The organism is Burkholderia crassaminum (assembly GCF_964265005.1).
In the GTDB taxonomy this organism is placed as follows: Bacteria; Pseudomonadota; Gammaproteobacteria; order Burkholderiales; family Burkholderiaceae; genus Burkholderia.
Genome location: NZ_OZ183800.1, coordinates 3,406,317 through 3,422,108, shown reverse-complemented (window position 1 = coordinate 3,422,108; position 15,792 = coordinate 3,406,317). Strand labels below are relative to the sequence as shown.

Here is a 15,792-nt window from a genome sequence, read left to right as displayed (position 1 = left end):
CGGGGCGGGCACGCGTCGGCGGCGGACGGTGCGTGTCGTGACGACTTCGTGCAGCCGCCCGTGAAGGGGAAAGGGCGCGTCAGGCGGCGTGCGGTAAGCGCGCCACCTGCCGGCGCTCAGGCCGCCGCGCGCAGTGCGGGTGCGTGCGTGTTCGAGGCGAGAGTGTCCATTGCCGCGACGACGCCGCTCGCGGCCACCGGCACGCCGGCGAGCTTCAGCCCCATCTCGCAGCCGGCGAGCGTGGCCATCAGCGTGAGGTCGTTGCAGTCGCCGAGGTGGCCGATGCGGAACATCTTGCCGCGCATCTTGCCGAGCGCCTGCCCGAGCGACATGTCGAAGCGTTCGTAGATCAGCTTGCGCACGGCGTCCGCGTCGACGCCGTCCGGCATCATCACGCCGGTCAGCACGGGGCTGTAGACGGCCGGGTCCGCGCACTGGATCTCGAGGCCCCATGCGCGCACCGCGCGGCGCGTGGCTTCCGCGAGCCGCTGGTGGCGCGCGAACACGTTATCGAGCCCTTCGCCGAGGATCATGTCGAGCGCTTCGGCCAGCCCGTACAGCAGGTTGGTGTTCGGCGTGTACGGCCAGTAGCCGTTCTTGTTCGCCTCGATGATCTCTTGCCAGCCCCAGAACGCGCGCGGCAGCTTCGCGTGCTCGCTTGCCGCGAGCGCCTTCGGCGACACCGCGTTGAAGCTGATGCCGGGCGGCAGCATCAGCCCTTTTTGCGAACCCGATACCGTCACGTCGACGCCCCATTCGTCATGGCGGTAGTCGGCGGACGCAAGCCCCGAGATCGTGTCGACCATCAGCAGCGCCGGGTGGCCGGCCGCGTCGATCGCGCGGCGCACCGCGGCGATGTCGGAGGTGACGCCGGTGGACGTCTCGTTGTGCACCACGCACACGGCCTTGATGTCGTGCGCGGTGTCGGCGCGCAGGCGCGCCTCGATCATGTCGGGCTGCACGCCGCGGCGCCAGCCTTCGATGCCCGGCAGCCCGAGGAATTCGGGTTTCAGGCCGAGCGCTTCGGCCATCTTCTTCCACAACGTCGCGAAGTGGCCGGTCTCGTACATCAGCACGGTGTCGCCGGCGCTCAGCGTGTTGGTCAGCGCGGCTTCCCATGCGCCGGTACCCGACGCCGGATAGATGATCACCGGCTGCGTGGTCTTGAAGATCTTCTTGATGCCGGCCAGCACCTTGAGGCCGAGCGCACCGAATTCGGGGCCACGGTGGTCGATGGTCGGATAGCTCATCGCCCGCAGGATGCGGTCGGGCACCGGGCTCGGCCCCGGAATCTGCAGGAAATGGCGGCCGGACGGGTGAAAGTCGAGTTGCAGCATGGTCGTTCTGTCTCCTTGGTTGCATTTTGAATTTTGCATGCAAAATACTTTAGCAGAGCGATCACGGCAAAACCAAGCGATGATTTCAACGAAAATGCCGGTGTTTACCCGACATTGGCGGGGAGATATTCGGGTCGGGCGAGTTGAAGTAGAATCGCGTGAAGCAAGAAGGAAGGACTTTGCATGCAAGATTTGAATGATCTGGAGCATGCCGGCGGCGCGCCGGCACTGCCGAAACTGGAGCGGCAGCGGCTGCACGACACGGTTGTCGAGCACCTGCGCAAATTCATCGTCGAAGGCGTGCTCACGCCGGGTATGCGGCTGAACGAGCGCGAGCTGTGCGAGACGCTCGGCATCTCGCGCACGCCGCTGCGCGAGGCGTTCAAGGTGCTGGCGGCGGAGGGGCTGCTGGTGCTGTCGCCGAATCGCGGCGCGAGCGTGTACCGGATGAGCGAATCGGAGATCCGCGAGACGTTCGAGCTGATGTCGGGGCTGGAGGCGTTTTCAGGCGAGCTGGCTTGCGAGCGCATCACGCCCGCGGAGCTCGCGGAGATCAAGGCGCTGCATTACTCGATGCTCGCGTGCCGGATGCAGAACGACCTGCCCGGCTACTACAGCCGCAACCAGGAAATCCACGACCGCATCAACGAGGCCGCGCGCAACTCGGCGCTGCGGGCCACGTACCAGTCGATCAATCGCCGGATCATGTCGATGCGGTTCCGCTCGAACCAGCACGTCGAGAAATGGGATCGCGCGGTGCACGATCACGAGGAGATGATCAAGGCGCTGGAAGCGCGCGACGGCAAGGCGCTCTCGGCGATCCTGCGGCGGCATCTGCTGGAAAAGCGCGACGCGGTGTTGTTGCTGCACGCGGAAGTGGACGCGTAGTCATCGCGCGCCGCGCGCGAAACGTTGCATCGTCGTCGCGCCGCGCCGCAGCGCAGCGCAGCGCACGGCAGCGAGGCGCACGGCAGCGAGGCGCACGGCAGCGAGGCGCACGGCATCGCACCGCACGGCATCGCATCGCACCGACACCGCACCGGCACCGGCACCGGCACCGGCACCGGCACTGCAACGCACGGCAACGCAACGCAACGCACGGCACGGCAACGCATCGGCACCACACCTCACCGCGCTGTCGCTCGCGGGCTCAGAACGCGGTGCGCAGGCCGAGCCCGGCCGAATCGCCGTTCCCGTAGCCGCTCGCACGGTCGCGCATAAACGCGACGTAGACGTCGGTGCGTTTCGACAGCCGGTAGTCGTAGCCGAGCGCCCAGGTCGTTCTCGACGGGCGGTCGCGCCCGTGGCTCTTCGCGGCCATCACCGACGCGAGCACCGTGCCGAAGCCGATCGGCACCGCTGCGCCCACCTGCCCGCTGTGCGTGCCGAGCCCGCCGCTGTCGATCGCGTCGTGCACGTACTGGTAGAACGCGGTGAACTTCACGAACTTCAGGTCGTAGCCGACGCCGGCCAGCACGGCCTCCTGCTGCGTGAAGCCGGCGATGGATGCGTTCAGGTCGCCGGGCATCCGGTCGAATTTCGCCTGCTGGAATGCGAGCGTTGCGCTGAACGCGCGGTGCCCGTCGTAGGTGACGTTGCCGCCCCACTGGTTCGCGCCGGTGTGGCCGGGCTCGTTGCCGGTCGCATAGATCAGGCTCGCCTGCAGCGCGTGCTCGCCGGGTGTCGAGACCAGCACCGAGTTGCTCCAGCTGTTGTCGCCGACGAGGCCTTGCCCCGCGACGCCCTTGTACATCTGGTTCAGCGCCGGTGAAAAGCCGAACGACGTCGAGAACGGATTGAAGCGTACGGCGGAGATGTAGTACGGCGTTGTGTTGCGTCCGGCGCGCAGCACACCGTACGGTGTCGCGACGCCGACATACGCATTGCGCCCGAAGAACGTATCGCCGCTGAAGCGGCCGGCGCCGCCGTTCGACGGGCGCATGAACGCTTCGAGCGCGAACTGCAGCGCGTAGCCGCCGCCGAGATCCTCGCGGCCGCCGATCCCCCAGAAGCTCGTCGTGAAGCCGCCCGAATTCATCGCGTACGCGCGCGGCTTGCCGAGACTCTTTTGCGTGCCGACGTACACGTCGGCCAGCCCGTACAGCGACACGGACGACTGGGCCGCGGCGTCGTCGGCGATCGTGCAGGCGATCAGCGATGCGCCGACGGCCGACAGCAGCCGGCGGCTGGCTGCCGGTGCGAACCGGTGGCGTCGCCCGCTTTTATTTCGGGTTGAATGAGTAGGCATACTGATCGAATCGTCTGGAGGAAGCGGATGAAAGCGGCGCACGCCGATGCGTCGCGGCGTTTGCCGAACGGCTGACGGCAGGCATCACGCCTGACCGTCAGCCATCACGAACGTCAGAATGCGTGGCGGATACCCGCGCGGCCCACCGCCTGCTTCTGGTTGCCCGACGGGTTGAAGCCCGCGATCTGCGCGACCGGCGCGTCGCCCGCCGCCTTCTGGAACGCACCCATCACGTAGACGCTCGTGCGCTTGGACAGCGCGTATTCGACGCTCAGGTTGAACTGGTGATACTTCGGCTCCGCGTTCGTCGCGTGGTCGCGTCCCGTCGTGTACGTATAGCCCGCGCCGATCGTCACGGCCGGCGTCGGCGTGACCAGGGTCGACAGCTCGTAGTTCTGGAACGTCGCGTCGTGCCCCGCGCTGCCCTGCTGGAAGTTCGTGTTCGTGAAGTCGGCCAGCAGCTTGAGCCACTGCACGACCTGGTACGACGCGCCCACGCCGAACACCTTCTGCGCACGTGCCGCATCGAGGTAGTTGCCGTAGATCGCGTTCGTGAAGCCCGGATAGTTCTGGTAGCCCTGCGTCGACACGCCCGGGTTGTTGATCCGCAGATAGCCGACGCCGAAGCCGAGCGGGCCTGCAGCGTAGCTCGCGCCGACGCTGAACGTCGCGTTGTCCGAGAAGCGGCCGGGTTGCCCGCCGAACGCGTAGAGGCCGCCGAACGTGATGCCCGCGATCGTCGGGCTGCGGTACTTCACCGCGTTCGAGATCGGGAAGCCGTTGTCGGTGTTGTCCATGTCGTTCGGGTGTGCGAAGTAGTAGCCGCCGATGTTGCCGTTCAGCGTGAACGGCTCGACGTAATCGACGATCGAATCCCACTGGCGGCCGAGCGTGAGCGTGCCGAGCTTCGCGTCGTTCAGGCCGACGTATGCGTTGCGTGAGAACGCGAGCCCGCTGCCGAGGCGCCCGGAGTTGAGATCGAAGCCGCTTTCGAGCCGGAAGATCGCGCTCAGGCCGCCGCCGAGATCCTCGGTGCCGCGCACGCCCCAGCGGCTGCCGGCCGTCACGCCCGACGCGAGCTGCACGAGGTGCTTGCCCTGCACGTTCGACACGTAGTCGACGCCGTCCTCGACGATGCCGTACAGCGTGACGCTGCTTTGCGCGTGAGCGGTGGCGGCCGCGGCGAGCGGCAGCGCGAACAGGAATTTTTTCATGATGGTGTTCCGGTGCGGGGTGGTTGAAAGGCGGCGAGCGGTGGTTCGATGCGGTTGCGTGCGAACTGGCGAAATGACGAACGTACGGACATGCGAACGTACGGACGTGCCCCGCGCCGCGATCGAACGACGATCGCGGCGGCGGGTGCGGCGGCTAAAGCGTGAAACGAAGGAAGGGCGGTGTGCCGCTCAGTCGCGATACGCGCGCAGCAGCGTATCGGCGGCGCGGAAGTCGGGCGTGAGCGGGCGGTCGCGCTGGAGGAACGCGACCTTGGTGCGCAATGCGCGGTACAACGGCTGCGTGGCCGGCGCGAGCGTGAACGACGGCTGCTTGCGCTGGCGCAGGTCGATCGCCTGCGATGCCTCGATCAGTTCGAGGCCGAGCAGCGTGTAGCTCGCGTCGATCTGCTTCTGTACGCGCTGCACGACGTCGGGCGCATTCGTCGCGATATCCTCGATGCCGCCGGCGACCGGCAGGTAGTCGAGCGACACGGGCATCGCGAGCGACTTCACCGTCATCGCGAGCGCGGTCGGCGGCTTCTCCATCGCGCCGAACGCGTGCACGGTGTCTTCGGTGCCGAGGAAGCGCGACAGGCCGGTGAGGTGCGGGTCGTTCAGCTTGACGATGCGCTGCGCGGATGCGAGCGCGTTGTGGCCGAGCGCGAGCCCGAGCTGTTCGAACGCGAGCACCCACGGCAGCGGCTCGAAGTTCGCGCTCGGCAGCACCGCGCCGCCGCCGTCGACGTAACCGGCCGCATCCTGCGCGCGATTCGACTTCGGCGTGACGCCGACCGCGACGCCCGGATTGTCGTCGCTCGAATTCAACTGCACCTGCAGCAGCGCGCGCGCTTCGTCGTAGGTGCGATCCTCTTCGCCGAGCAGGTAGACGCCGGAGCGGAAGCTGAGCGGATCCTGCAGCGGCCGGTCCGGATCGCGGTTCCACAGGCTGCTGCCCGCGAGCAGCGTGCGCAGTGCCGCACCGGCGCGCAGCGTGGCCGGGAACGGCCGCAGCGCGAGCGTGTCCTCGCGGAACGGCGACACGTTGCCGTTCAGCCCCTGCAGGCTCAGCGCGAACACGACCTTCGACACCTGCGCGAGCCGCGCCATGTCGGTGAGCGCCAGCGCGCCCATGCCGGCCGAATATGCGTTGGAGCTGAGGATCGCGAGCGCGTCCTTGCCGTACGGGCGGATCGTCGTGATGCCGGCCGATTTCAGCGCGTCGGCGGCCGCGACCTTGCGGCCCTGGTAGTACACGTCGCCTTCGCCGAGCATCGCGAGGCCGACATGGCTCAGGATCGTGATGTCGGCTTCGCCGATCGAGCCGTCCGCCGGCATCGCGGGCGTGACGCCGCGATTGAGGAACTGCGCGTACGCGTCGACGATCGCCGGCTGCACGCCGGCGCCGCCGTCGAGCATCGCGTTCAGGCGGGCGGCCATCGCGGCGCGCGCCACGCGCACGCTCATGTCGGGGCCGACGCTGCCCGAGTGCGCGTGGATCAGCCCGATGTTGAAGCGCGTCGACGCGTCGATGACTTCCTGCGACAGCTTGCCGTGCGCATCGACCATCTCACGGTCTTTATTGAGGCCGACGCCGACCGTCAGCCCGTAGATCTGCTGGCCGGCCGCGGCGGCCTTCAGCAGCACGTCGTGCGCGGCAACGACCCGCTGGCGGGCGGCCGGTGCGATCGACACGGCTTCGCCGTCGGCGATGCGTGCGATCGATTCGGGCGTGACGGACCGGCCGTCGAGCGTGACGTCCGCGAAGGCCGGGACGGCGGCGAAAAGCGCGAGCGCGATCGCGCTCCGCATGAGGAAGCGTTGCATGAAGCGGTTCTCCGATTTCAGGCGTGACGTGAGGTGGAAGACAGCGCGGCGATCGACGCGAGCGCGATGACGCTCGCGGCCATCACATACCAGGCGGGCGCGAACGGATTGCCGGACCGTTGCGTGAGCCACGCGAGGATCGCGGGTGCGAAGCCGCCGAAGATCGTCGTGGCGATGTTGTAGGACAGCGACATACCGGTCGCGCGTACCTGCGTCGGGAACAGTTCCGACAGCGCGGCGGGCGCGACGCCCGTGAAGATCGCGACCATCACGCAGAACGCGCTTTGCACCGTGACCAGCGCGGCGAGCGTGTGCACGTCGGCGAGCCAGTGCAGCAGCGGATACACCGACACGAGCATCAGCACGGCACCGGCCGTCAGCACCTTGCGCCGCCCGAAGCGATCCGACCAGCTTCCGGCGCACACGCAGGTGACGGCCATCAGGCAGTTGCCGACCAGCGACGCGATGAACGCATCGCGCCCGTCGAAGTGCAGCGCGCGCTGCACGTGCGTCGGCATGTAGATCACCAGCGCATACACGCACACGGCCCACAGTACCGAGAACCCGGTGCCGACGACGAGGGCGCGCGGATAGTCGCGCACGACCTGCAGCAGCGGCGCCTTGCGTTCGGCCGGTGCATGTGCGGCACGCGCCATCTCCGCGCGGAAATGCGGCGTTTCGTCGAGCGTCTTGCGCAGCCACAGGCCGACCGGCGCGATCGCGAGACCGAGGATGAACGGAATCCGCCAGCCCCAGTCGCCGATCTGTTCGCGCGACAGCGTGAGCGTCACGGCCGTGGCGACCAGCGCGCCGAGGATGTTCGACGCGGCCATGCTCGCCTGCAGCCACGAGGCGTAGCGGCCCTTCTTGTCCGCCGGCGCGTGCTCGATCAGGAACGCCGCCGCGCCGCCCACTTCGCCGCCGGCCGAGAAGCCCTGCAGCAGGCGGCCGCACAGGATCAGCAGCGGTGCGCCGATGCCGATCGCGGTGTACGGCGGCGCGAACGCGATGATGCCGGTGCCGACCGCCATCACGAGGATGGTCAGCGTCAGTGCGGCCTTGCGGCCGGCGCGATCGCCGTACACGCCGATCGCGAGTGCGCCGAGCGGCCGTGCGATGAAGCCGATCCCGAACGCCATGAACGCCTCGACCAGCTCGGTGCCGGTGTTGCCGCGATGGAAGAAGTTCTGCGCGATGTACACGGCAAAGAACGCGTAGACGGAAAAGTCGTACCACTCCAGCGCGTTGCCGATCGAGGCCGCGGCGATCGCGCGCCCGGCACGCGAGGTGGGGGGCGACACGGCCGTGGCCGTGTCGAGGGGAACCGCGGTTTGCTTCACTTCGATCTCCTGTCCTGTCGTCGTGCGAGCCGGCCGTTACAGCCGGATGTGCGGAATCTGCTTGCGTTGCGCTTCGTCGAGCGCTTCTTCGTAGCCGGCGTCTGCATAGCGGATCACGCCGAGCGCGGTGTCGTTGGTCATCGACAGCGTGAGCCGCTCGTTCGCCGCCGCGCTGCCGTCGGCGACGACGGTGATGCCCGCGCTCGTCATGTAGCCGCTGTAGCCGCCGCCGCCCGAATGGATCGCGACGAGGTCGGCCATCGACGAACAGCTCATCATCGCGTTGAGCAGCGGCCAGTCGGCCACCGCGTCGGAGCCGTCGCGCAGGTTCTCGGTCATGATGTTCGGGTGTGCCATCGCGCCGGCGTCGAGGTGGTCGCGCGTGAACGCGACCGGCCCGGCCAGCACGCCGTCGCGCACCATCGCGTTGACCGCGAGCGCGAGCCGCGTACGCTCGCCGTGGCCGAGCCAAGCGATGCGCGCCGGCAGCCCTTCGAACGGCACGCATTCGCGGGCGCGCTGGATCCAGTTCGTGACGATCCGGTTGTCCGGGAAGTGTTCGAGCAGGTAGTCGTCGATGAGGCGGATGTCGTTCGGGTCGTTCGACAGTGCGATCCAGCGGAACGGGCCGATCGCGCGGCAGAACAGCGGGCGCAGGAAGGCCTCGGTGAACACCGGGATCTCGAAGGCGCGCGCGACACCACCGTCCTTCGCATGCGTGCGGATCAGGTTGCCGTTGTCGAACACGATCGCGCCGCGATCCTTGAAGCCGAGCATCGCTTCGACGTGCCGCACGATCGACGCGCGGCTCGCGTCCATCAGCTTCGTGCGATCGCTGTCGCGCAGCGCACGCACTTCGTCGAGCGTGAAGCCGGACGGCACGTACCCGTACACGAGATCGTGCGCGGCCGTCTGGTCGGTGACGATATCGGGTACGACGCCGCGCGCGAGGATCGCCGGGAACACGTCGGCCGCGTTGCCGAGCAGGCCGACCGAGATCGGCTCGCGCCGCGCCTGCGCGTCGCGGATCAGCGCGAGCGCCTCGTCGAGATCGCGCGCCTGCCGTTCGAGGAAGCCGATCTGCAGCCGCTTGTCGATGCGCGTCTGGTCGATCTCGACGACGAGCGTCGCCGCGTTCGCCATCCGGCCTGCGAGCGGTTGCGCACCGCCCATTCCGCCGAGGCCGGCGGTCAGGATGAAGCGGCCGCGCAGGTCGTTGTCGAAATGGCGCTCGGCGATCCGCGAGAAGATCTCGTAGGTGCCCTGGATCACGCCCTGCGAGCCGATGTACTGCCAGTCGCCGGCCGTGAGCCCGCCCCAGCAGATCAGGTTGCGGCGTTCCAGTTCGTAGAAGTGCTCGGCTTTCGCCCACTGGCCGATCAGGTTGCAGTTCGCCATCACGACGAGCGGCGCGCTCGCATGCGTGCGCAGCAGCGCGACGGGCTTGCCGGACTGCACGACGAGCGTCTCGTTCTCGTCCATCGTCTTCAGCGTCTGCACGATCGCGTCGTGCGACGGCCAGTCGCGCGCCGCGCGGCCGAGCGCCGCGTAGACGATCAATTGTTCGGGGTCCTCGCCGACGGCGAGCACGTTCTCGAGCAGGCGCAGCAGTGCTTCCTGGCGCCAGCCCTTGCAGCGCAGCGTATTGCCGGACGTGACTTCGAAGGTGCGGGTCATGGTGTCGCCCTCCGTTCAGCGCGCGAGCGCATAGCCGGCGATCGAGATGCCGAGCGCGGCTTCGACCGGCGGATACACGGCCGGATCGAATACCGACGACGACAGCGGAATGTGCGCCTTCGCCACGCGCAGCACGTGGATCTCCATCCCTTCCTTCAACTGTCCGGCGCTGACGGGGCGGCCTTCGGCATCGAGCGTCGTGATCACGTCGGGGTAGGTCGCGATCCGTGCGCCGTGCGCGTCGTCCACCGCCATGTGTTCGTTCATCACGTGAATGACCGCGCGCTGCGCGCCGCTGCCGAGGTAGACGAGGCCGACGTCGAACGCTTCGCGCGTGTATTCGAGCGTGTTGCGCTCGACCTTGCCGCTCGCGATGATCTCGCCGTGCGTGGCCGCGCAGATCGCGTCGATCACCGCGCTGCCGCCGCGCCGCTCGGCGTCGATGATCGCTTCGCCGAGTGCGAGCGCGCGGCTGATGCCGCCGAGCGCCGCGTGCTGGCGAACATAGGAGGCCCGAATCGGGTTGCGGCAGCTCGCGATGAAGCCGCCGGCCATGTCGGCCGCCTTGCGCAGCACCGGCGACACTTTCGCGGTCGCGCCGCGCACGACCACTTCCATGTACGCGTGCTGGGCGCGGTTGCCGCCGGCCGCTGCCTGGATCATCGGTGCCGTGCTCGACGCGAGGCCGAGCGAGCCCATGTCGCCGGTCGGATGGGCGCGGATGTCGCCCACCGCGTCGACCACCTTGGTGCCGAGCAGCGCGGACGGCAGCCACGCGTTCAGCGTGCTCGACATCCCGTTCTGCCCGATGATGAGCCCCGCGAGCGGCGCGCCGAGCGCGTCCTGCACGAGCTGCGCGGCCTTCACGTAATCGGCGCCGAGCATCTGCCAGTCGGTGAGGCCGCCCGGCGCGCCGATCGCGGCGGCCGTGGCGATCCATGCGTCGTCCGGCAACTCGTCGATGCTCACCAGTTCGGGGCGGCCGATCGTGACCGCGAGCGTGCCGAGTTCACGGCCGTGGTCGGCCCAGCCGCCGCCGCCGCATGCGAAAACCGAACCGCCCTTGACGGCGGCTTCGACGTCCTTCGAAGACAGAATGCGTCCCATGTGTCGTTTGTCCTGAGAGGGAAAAAGGGCTGTACGCGCCGGCCGAAAAGCCTTGTGTGGCGGTACTGTCCAAACGATTCTAGGGACGCCGAATATTGAGCGTTATTGCTATTTTATGGAGACTTCATAACGCGATGTTAAGCGTAGGGTAATCCCGGTGACGCTTGAACGACGGAGGGCGAACGCGGTGATCCGCCGCCGTCGGTGCGACGACGAAACGCAGGCTGGACAACGGTTTCAGCCTGTTCAGGCAACGAAATTCACGCGGGCGCGGAGAGTGCTTGCAGCGTGTCGATGAACTCGTGCGCGAGCCGCGACAGCGGTGCGAGCACCGGGTGCAGCACGCTGACCGGCGCGGAAATGGTCGGCACGATCGGCTTCACGACGATCTGCGGCCACACGGGCCCCGCGACCGTCAGTTCGTCGATCAGCGCGATGCCGGTGCCGGCCTGCGCGAGCGCGCATGCTACGTGCGCCTGCTGCACCTCGATCTTGACCTGCGGCACGAGCCCTTCGTCGCTGAACAGCCGCCGCACCAGCTGCCCGAGCGGGATGTCGCTGCCATAGCCGATCAGCGGCTGGTTCGCGAGATCGCGCACGGCCAGCGTCTTGCGGCGCGCGAACGGGTGCGATGCGGGCACGGCCGCGACCATCCGGTTTTCATAGAGGCGCTGGCTTTCGACGTTCGGGTGCGTGTCCTGCAGGAACGCGATGCCGAGCTCGACCTGCTGCGTGAGCACGGCCTGCAGCAGCACGCTCGGGATCATCGTGTGCAGGATGATGCGCACGTCGGGAAAGCGTTCGTAGAACGCGGCAATCGCGCGCGGCAGCAGCGATTGCCCGAGATTGGGGCTGCATGCGATGCGCAGGTGGCCCATCCGGTTCTCGATCAGGTCTTCCGCGATTTCGTTGACGCGCTGCACGCCCTGGTACACCGCATTCACTTCGACGAACAGCCGCTGCGCTTCCGGGGTCGGGTAGAGCCGCCCCTTGATGCGCTCGAACAGCGCGAGGCCGAGCCGCTGTTCGGCATACGAAATGAGCCGCGAGACGGCCGGTTGCGAGACGTGCAGCAGCTTTGCGGCGCCGCTGATCGAGCCGGTCAGCATGATGGCGCGAAACACCTCGATCTGGCGCAGGTTCAGACGCACAGCCTTAACTCCATGTTATGTGGGGGTGATAAATCGGCATGAGACATTCTGGCAGAGCGCTGCCTAAACTGCTCGTGATCAAAAAAGCAGGAGGCGCAGATGAGCGAATTCGAACAGGTGGTGTGCGGCCGGTTGGTCGATGCGCGCGAGGTGGTCGACGACGGCTGGCTCGCGATCAGGAACGGGCGGATCGCCGCGCGCGGCGCGGGCGCGCCGCCAGCGGCACGCGACACGATCGATGCGCGCGGGCAGTGGGTGCTGCCGGGCGTCGTCGACGGGCAGGTGCATGCGGCCAGCCAGGCGAACCAGGAGGGGCTCGGTCACGCGTCGCGCGCGGCCGCCGCGGGTGGCGTGACGGTGATGGTCGACATGCCGTACGACGATCCGGAGCCGGTCGCGTCGCGCGCACAGCTCGATCGCAAGATCGATGAGGCCGAGCGCGATTGCCACGTCGACGTCGCGCTGTACGGCACGCTCAACGCGAAGCACGGCCTCGAAGCGGCGGCCGGGCTGATCGACGGCGGCGTGTGCGCGTTCAAGTTCTCGACGTTCGAGGCGACGCCCGGCCGGTTTCCGCGTGTCGAGGAGGACGTGCTGTACGACGCGTTCAGGCTGATCGCGCCGTCGGGCCTTGCGTGCGGCGTGCACAACCAGATGCAGGACATGACGCGCAAGAATGTCGCGCGGATGATCGAAGCGGGCGACACGGGCTGGGATGCGTTCCTGCGCGCGCATCCGCCGCTGATCGAGAACCTCGCGACCGCGCTGATCTACGAGATCGGCGCGGAGACGGGCGCCCGCGCGCACGCGGTGCACGTGTCGACGTCGCGCGGCTTCGCGCTGTGCAACATGTTCCGGCAGGCCGGCCATCGCGCGAGCATCGAGACCTGCGTGCAGTACCTGATGCTCGATCACGAAACGCATACGAAACGCTTCGGCGCGAAGACGAAACACTACCCGCCGATTCGCCCGCGCGCCGAGCAGGACTTGCTGTGGACGCATATCGCGCGCGGCGAGTGCACGTTCGTGTCGTCGGATCACGTGAGCTGGGGGCTCGAACGCAAGGGCGACCCGAACGTGTTCCGCAATGCATCGGGCGGCCCGGGGCTCGAAACGCTGCTGCCGGCGTTCTGGACCGGCTGCGAACAGCATGGCATCGCGCCGACGCGCGTGGCCGAACTGCTCGCTACGAATCCTGCGCGGCACTTCCTGCTCGATGACCGCAAGGGCTCGCTCGACGTCGGCGCCGATGCGGATTTCGTGATCCTCACGCCGGAACGTTATGCGTTCGATCCGTCGTGCAGCCTGTCGGCCGTGCAGTGGAGCGCGTTCGAAGGGATGGAATTCACGGTGCGGATCGCCGCCACTTACTGCCGCGGCGCGCTGGTGTACGACGGCGAGCGTATCGTCAACGCGGCAGGCTCGGGCCGCTTCCTGAAACCGCACGGCAGCCGGTCGATCGCCACGCAACAGGAGCGTGTATGAACCCGACGACTTTCTCTTTCCCGCCGCTGAACGCCGAACGCCTGAACGCGCGTGTCGAGCAACTGGCGCGCTTCACGCGGCCCGACGTTCCGTGGACGCGCCGCGCATTCTCGCCGCTCTTCACGGAGGCGCGCGCATGGCTCGCCGCGCAATTCGCCGAAGCCGGGCTCGCGGTGTCGATGGACGCGGGCGGCAACCTGATCGGCCGCCGCGAGGGCAGTGGCCGCTGCACGAAGCCGCTCGTCACGGGGTCGCATTGCGACACGGTGGTCGGCGGCGGCCGCTTCGACGGCATCATCGGTGTGCTCGCGGGCATCGAGGTCGCGCATACGCTGAACGAGCAGGGCATCGTGCTCGACCATCCGTTCGAGGTGATCGACTTCCTGTCCGAGGAGCCGAGCGATTACGGCATCTCGTGCGTCGGCAGCCGTGCGCTGTCGGGCGTGCTCGACGCAGGCATGCTGCGCGCGACGAATGCCGAAGGCGAAACGCTCGCACAAGCGCTGCTCCGCATCGGCGGCAATCCGGACGCACTGCGCGAACCGCTGCGTGCGCCGGGCAGCACGGCCGCGTTCGTCGAGCTGCATATCGAACAAGGCCCGGTACTCGAGACGCGCGGCTTGCCGATCGGCGTCGTGACCAACATCGTCGGTATCCGGCGCGTGCTGATCACCGTGACCGGGCAACCCGACCATGCGGGCACGACGCCGATGGACATCCGTCGCGACGCGCTCGTCGGCGCGGCGCACCTGATCGAGGCCGCGCATGCGCGCGCGTCGGCGCTGTCGGGCAATCCGCACTACGTTGTGGCGACGATCGGGCGGATCGCGATGACGCCGAACGTGCCGAACGCGGTGCCGGGGCAGGTCGAGCTGATGCTGGAAGTGCGCAGCGACAGCGACGCGGTGCTCGACGCTTTCCCCGAGGCGCTGCTGGCCGGTGCGGCCGCGCGGCTCGACACGTTGCGGTTGAGTGCGCGCGCGGAGCACGTGAGCCGTGCACGGCCGACCGATTGCCAGCCGCTCGTGATGGACGCGGTCGAGCAGGCGGCCACGCAGCTCGGCTATCCGAGCATGCGGCTGCCGAGCGGCGCGGGGCACGATGCCGTGTACGTGGCACCGACCGGGCCGATCGGGATGATCTTCATTCCGTGCCTGGGTGGCCGCAGCCATTGCCCGGAAGAATGGATCGAGCCGCAGCAACTGCTCGACGGCACGCGCGTGCTGTACCAGACGCTCGTCGCGCTCGATCGTTCGCTGGCCGGCGAGGCGTAAGCGCGACGTTAGCGCGACGGCGGGCGGTGCCGTTACAACGCCGCCCGCTGCCCCTCTCTCGGCCCGTGCCCGGTCCACCGCTTGAACGCGCGGCGGAAGTTGTGCGCGTCGCTGAACCCGACTTCGTGCGCAACATCCTCGATCGACAGCCTCGGATTGCTCAGCAGCGTGAATGCACGCTTGCGGCGGATCGTGTCGATCACCGTCTGGTACGACACGCCCTGGTCGGCGAGCCGCCGCCGCAGCGTGCGCTCGCTCATGCACAATTGCGCGGCGATCTCGGCGAGCGATGGCGTATGCCGCAGGTCGCGCCGCATGATCCGTTCGATCGATTCGAGAAATTCGGTGCCTTCGGGTTCGGGCGGCAGCGCGTCCTGCAGGAATTCGAGCACCTGGCGATGCGCGAGCGGATCGTGGGTCGCGATCGGGCGGTTGCCGAGCGCGGCGTCGCATGACAGCAGGTTCTGCTCCTGCTCGAAGCGCACCGGGCACGAGAACACGCGCGCGTACTGCTCTGCGTAGGGTGGCGGCGGGTAGCTGAGGTCGATGCCCTTCGGCTGGAACGCCGGGCCGACGAGCGAGCGCCCGACTTTCATGAAGCTGCCGAACGCTTCCTCGACGAGGAACGCCTCGATATCCGGTTCGAGAAAGACGTTGGTCGCGCGGATCGACAGCGTGCGCGTGTCCGATACGAGGTCGAAGCGCATCAGCGGCCCCGTGTGGCGCTGCAACTCGAGGCCGACCGTGATCGCGTCCTTCAGCGTGGGGCTCGTCAGCATCGCATAGCCGACCAGCCCGATCGACGCGATCGTCTCGCTCGTGCCGAGTTCGAGGCCGAGCGCCCGCCCCGGCGCCATTTCTAGCGCGCGGCGGATCATCGTGCTCGCCTGGCGCAATGAAATCCGGCACGACGGATTCGACAGATCCGCGACGTCGAAGCCGAGCCCGAGGCACAGCCGCGTGGGGTCGATGCCCAGCTCCTTGCTTGTCTCCGCGAGGCACCGCAACAGATGGACCGGCAGATTCGCCGTCGTATAACGGTCGGTATCGTCCATGGATGCTCCGTATTTTTTTCCATGGATTGTACTCGTCCCGCCCGGCCGGAGACCCGGTGCCTCCCCGGCCACGATCGCCC

At 68.0% G+C, this 15,792-nt stretch carries 12 protein-coding genes; 3 read left to right on the top strand and 9 right to left on the bottom strand.

Annotation, left to right across the window (positions count from 1 at the left end; translation table 11 throughout):
- Nucleotides 1-116: 116 nt before the first annotated feature.
- Entirely contained in the window at nucleotides 117-1,337 is a 1,221-nt protein-coding gene (locus ACPTTF_RS32375; RefSeq protein ID WP_423369726.1) for a pyridoxal-phosphate-dependent aminotransferase family protein, read from the bottom strand.
- Nucleotides 1,338-1,520: 183 nt separating this feature from the next.
- Here ACPTTF_RS32375 and ACPTTF_RS32370 point away from each other — a divergent pair, with 183 nt between their 5' ends.
- Entirely contained in the window at nucleotides 1,521-2,225 is a 705-nt protein-coding gene (locus tag ACPTTF_RS32370) for a GntR family transcriptional regulator (protein WP_166955506.1), read from the top strand.
- 262 nt (nucleotides 2,226-2,487) lie between these two features.
- On the opposite strand, the gene ACPTTF_RS32365 is transcribed toward ACPTTF_RS32370, so the two are convergent.
- The 7 genes from ACPTTF_RS32365 to ACPTTF_RS32335 form a co-directional block, all read right to left on the bottom strand.
- On the bottom strand, nucleotides 2,488-3,585 hold the full coding sequence (locus ACPTTF_RS32365; RefSeq protein WP_423369725.1) for a porin: 1,098 nt from the start codon (nucleotides 3,583-3,585) through the stop codon (nucleotides 2,488-2,490).
- Nucleotides 3,586-3,698: 113 nt separating this feature from the next.
- A complete protein-coding gene (locus ACPTTF_RS32360; RefSeq protein WP_423369724.1) occupies nucleotides 3,699-4,799 on the bottom strand; it encodes a porin in 1,101 nt (366 codons plus the stop codon).
- A gap of 189 nt (nucleotides 4,800-4,988) precedes the next feature.
- Complete coding sequence (locus ACPTTF_RS32355) at nucleotides 4,989-6,623, bottom strand: HAL/PAL/TAL family ammonia-lyase (RefSeq protein ID WP_423369723.1); 1,635 nt, start codon at nucleotides 6,621-6,623, stop codon at nucleotides 4,989-4,991.
- A gap of 17 nt (nucleotides 6,624-6,640) precedes the next feature.
- Nucleotides 6,641-7,963: an MFS transporter gene (locus tag ACPTTF_RS32350; protein WP_423369722.1), complete on the bottom strand. Its 1,323-nt coding sequence runs from the start codon at nucleotides 7,961-7,963 to the stop codon at nucleotides 6,641-6,643.
- A gap of 36 nt (nucleotides 7,964-7,999) precedes the next feature.
- Nucleotides 8,000-9,640, bottom strand: a complete 1,641-nt coding sequence (locus ACPTTF_RS32345; RefSeq protein WP_423369721.1) for a urocanate hydratase — start codon at nucleotides 9,638-9,640, stop codon at nucleotides 8,000-8,002.
- A gap of 15 nt (nucleotides 9,641-9,655) precedes the next feature.
- On the bottom strand, nucleotides 9,656-10,747 hold the full coding sequence (locus tag ACPTTF_RS32340; protein ID WP_423369720.1) for a DUF917 domain-containing protein: 1,092 nt from the start codon (nucleotides 10,745-10,747) through the stop codon (nucleotides 9,656-9,658).
- Between the two features lie 260 nt (nucleotides 10,748-11,007).
- Nucleotides 11,008-11,898, bottom strand: a complete 891-nt coding sequence (locus ACPTTF_RS32335) for a LysR family transcriptional regulator (RefSeq protein WP_423369719.1) — start codon at nucleotides 11,896-11,898, stop codon at nucleotides 11,008-11,010.
- A 99-nt stretch (nucleotides 11,899-11,997) separates the two neighbouring features.
- Here ACPTTF_RS32335 and ACPTTF_RS32330 point away from each other — a divergent pair, with 99 nt between their 5' ends.
- Together ACPTTF_RS32330 and ACPTTF_RS32325 are read left to right on the top strand one after the other, a co-directional pair.
- Complete coding sequence (locus ACPTTF_RS32330) at nucleotides 11,998-13,383, top strand: dihydroorotase (RefSeq protein WP_423369718.1); 1,386 nt, start codon at nucleotides 11,998-12,000, stop codon at nucleotides 13,381-13,383.
- On the top strand, nucleotides 13,380-14,657 hold the full coding sequence (locus ACPTTF_RS32325; protein ID WP_423369717.1) for a Zn-dependent hydrolase: 1,278 nt from the start codon (nucleotides 13,380-13,382) through the stop codon (nucleotides 14,655-14,657). Before ACPTTF_RS32330 ends, ACPTTF_RS32325 begins: the two co-directional genes overlap by 4 nt.
- Nucleotides 14,658-14,689: 32 nt before the next feature.
- Here the strand turns inward: ACPTTF_RS32325 and ACPTTF_RS32320 are convergent, their stop codons facing one another.
- Nucleotides 14,690-15,712, bottom strand: coding sequence for an AraC family transcriptional regulator (locus tag ACPTTF_RS32320; RefSeq protein WP_166955486.1), 1,023 nt, complete (start codon nucleotides 15,710-15,712; stop codon nucleotides 14,690-14,692).
- Nucleotides 15,713-15,792: the final 80 nt, after the last annotated feature.

Coding starts and splice junctions, on each gene's coding strand:
- ACPTTF_RS32375 (WP_423369726.1), bottom strand. CDS start 1,337: ATGCTGCAACTCGACTTTCACCCGTCCGGCCGCCATTTCCTGCAGATT.
- ACPTTF_RS32370 (WP_166955506.1), top strand. CDS start 1,521: ATGCAAGATTTGAATGATCTGGAGCATGCCGGCGGCGCGCCGGCACTG.
- ACPTTF_RS32365 (WP_423369725.1), bottom strand. CDS start 3,585: ATGCCTACTCATTCAACCCGAAATAAAAGCGGGCGACGCCACCGGTTC.
- ACPTTF_RS32360 (WP_423369724.1), bottom strand. CDS start 4,799: ATGAAAAAATTCCTGTTCGCGCTGCCGCTCGCCGCGGCCGCCACCGCT.
- ACPTTF_RS32355 (WP_423369723.1), bottom strand. CDS start 6,623: ATGCAACGCTTCCTCATGCGGAGCGCGATCGCGCTCGCGCTTTTCGCC.
- ACPTTF_RS32345 (WP_423369721.1), bottom strand. CDS start 9,640: ATGACCCGCACCTTCGAAGTCACGTCCGGCAATACGCTGCGCTGCAAG.
- ACPTTF_RS32340 (WP_423369720.1), bottom strand. CDS start 10,747: ATGGGACGCATTCTGTCTTCGAAGGACGTCGAAGCCGCCGTCAAGGGC.
- ACPTTF_RS32330 (WP_423369718.1), top strand. CDS start 11,998: ATGAGCGAATTCGAACAGGTGGTGTGCGGCCGGTTGGTCGATGCGCGC.
- ACPTTF_RS32325 (WP_423369717.1), top strand. CDS start 13,380: ATGAACCCGACGACTTTCTCTTTCCCGCCGCTGAACGCCGAACGCCTG.
- ACPTTF_RS32320 (WP_166955486.1), bottom strand. CDS start 15,712: ATGGACGATACCGACCGTTATACGACGGCGAATCTGCCGGTCCATCTG.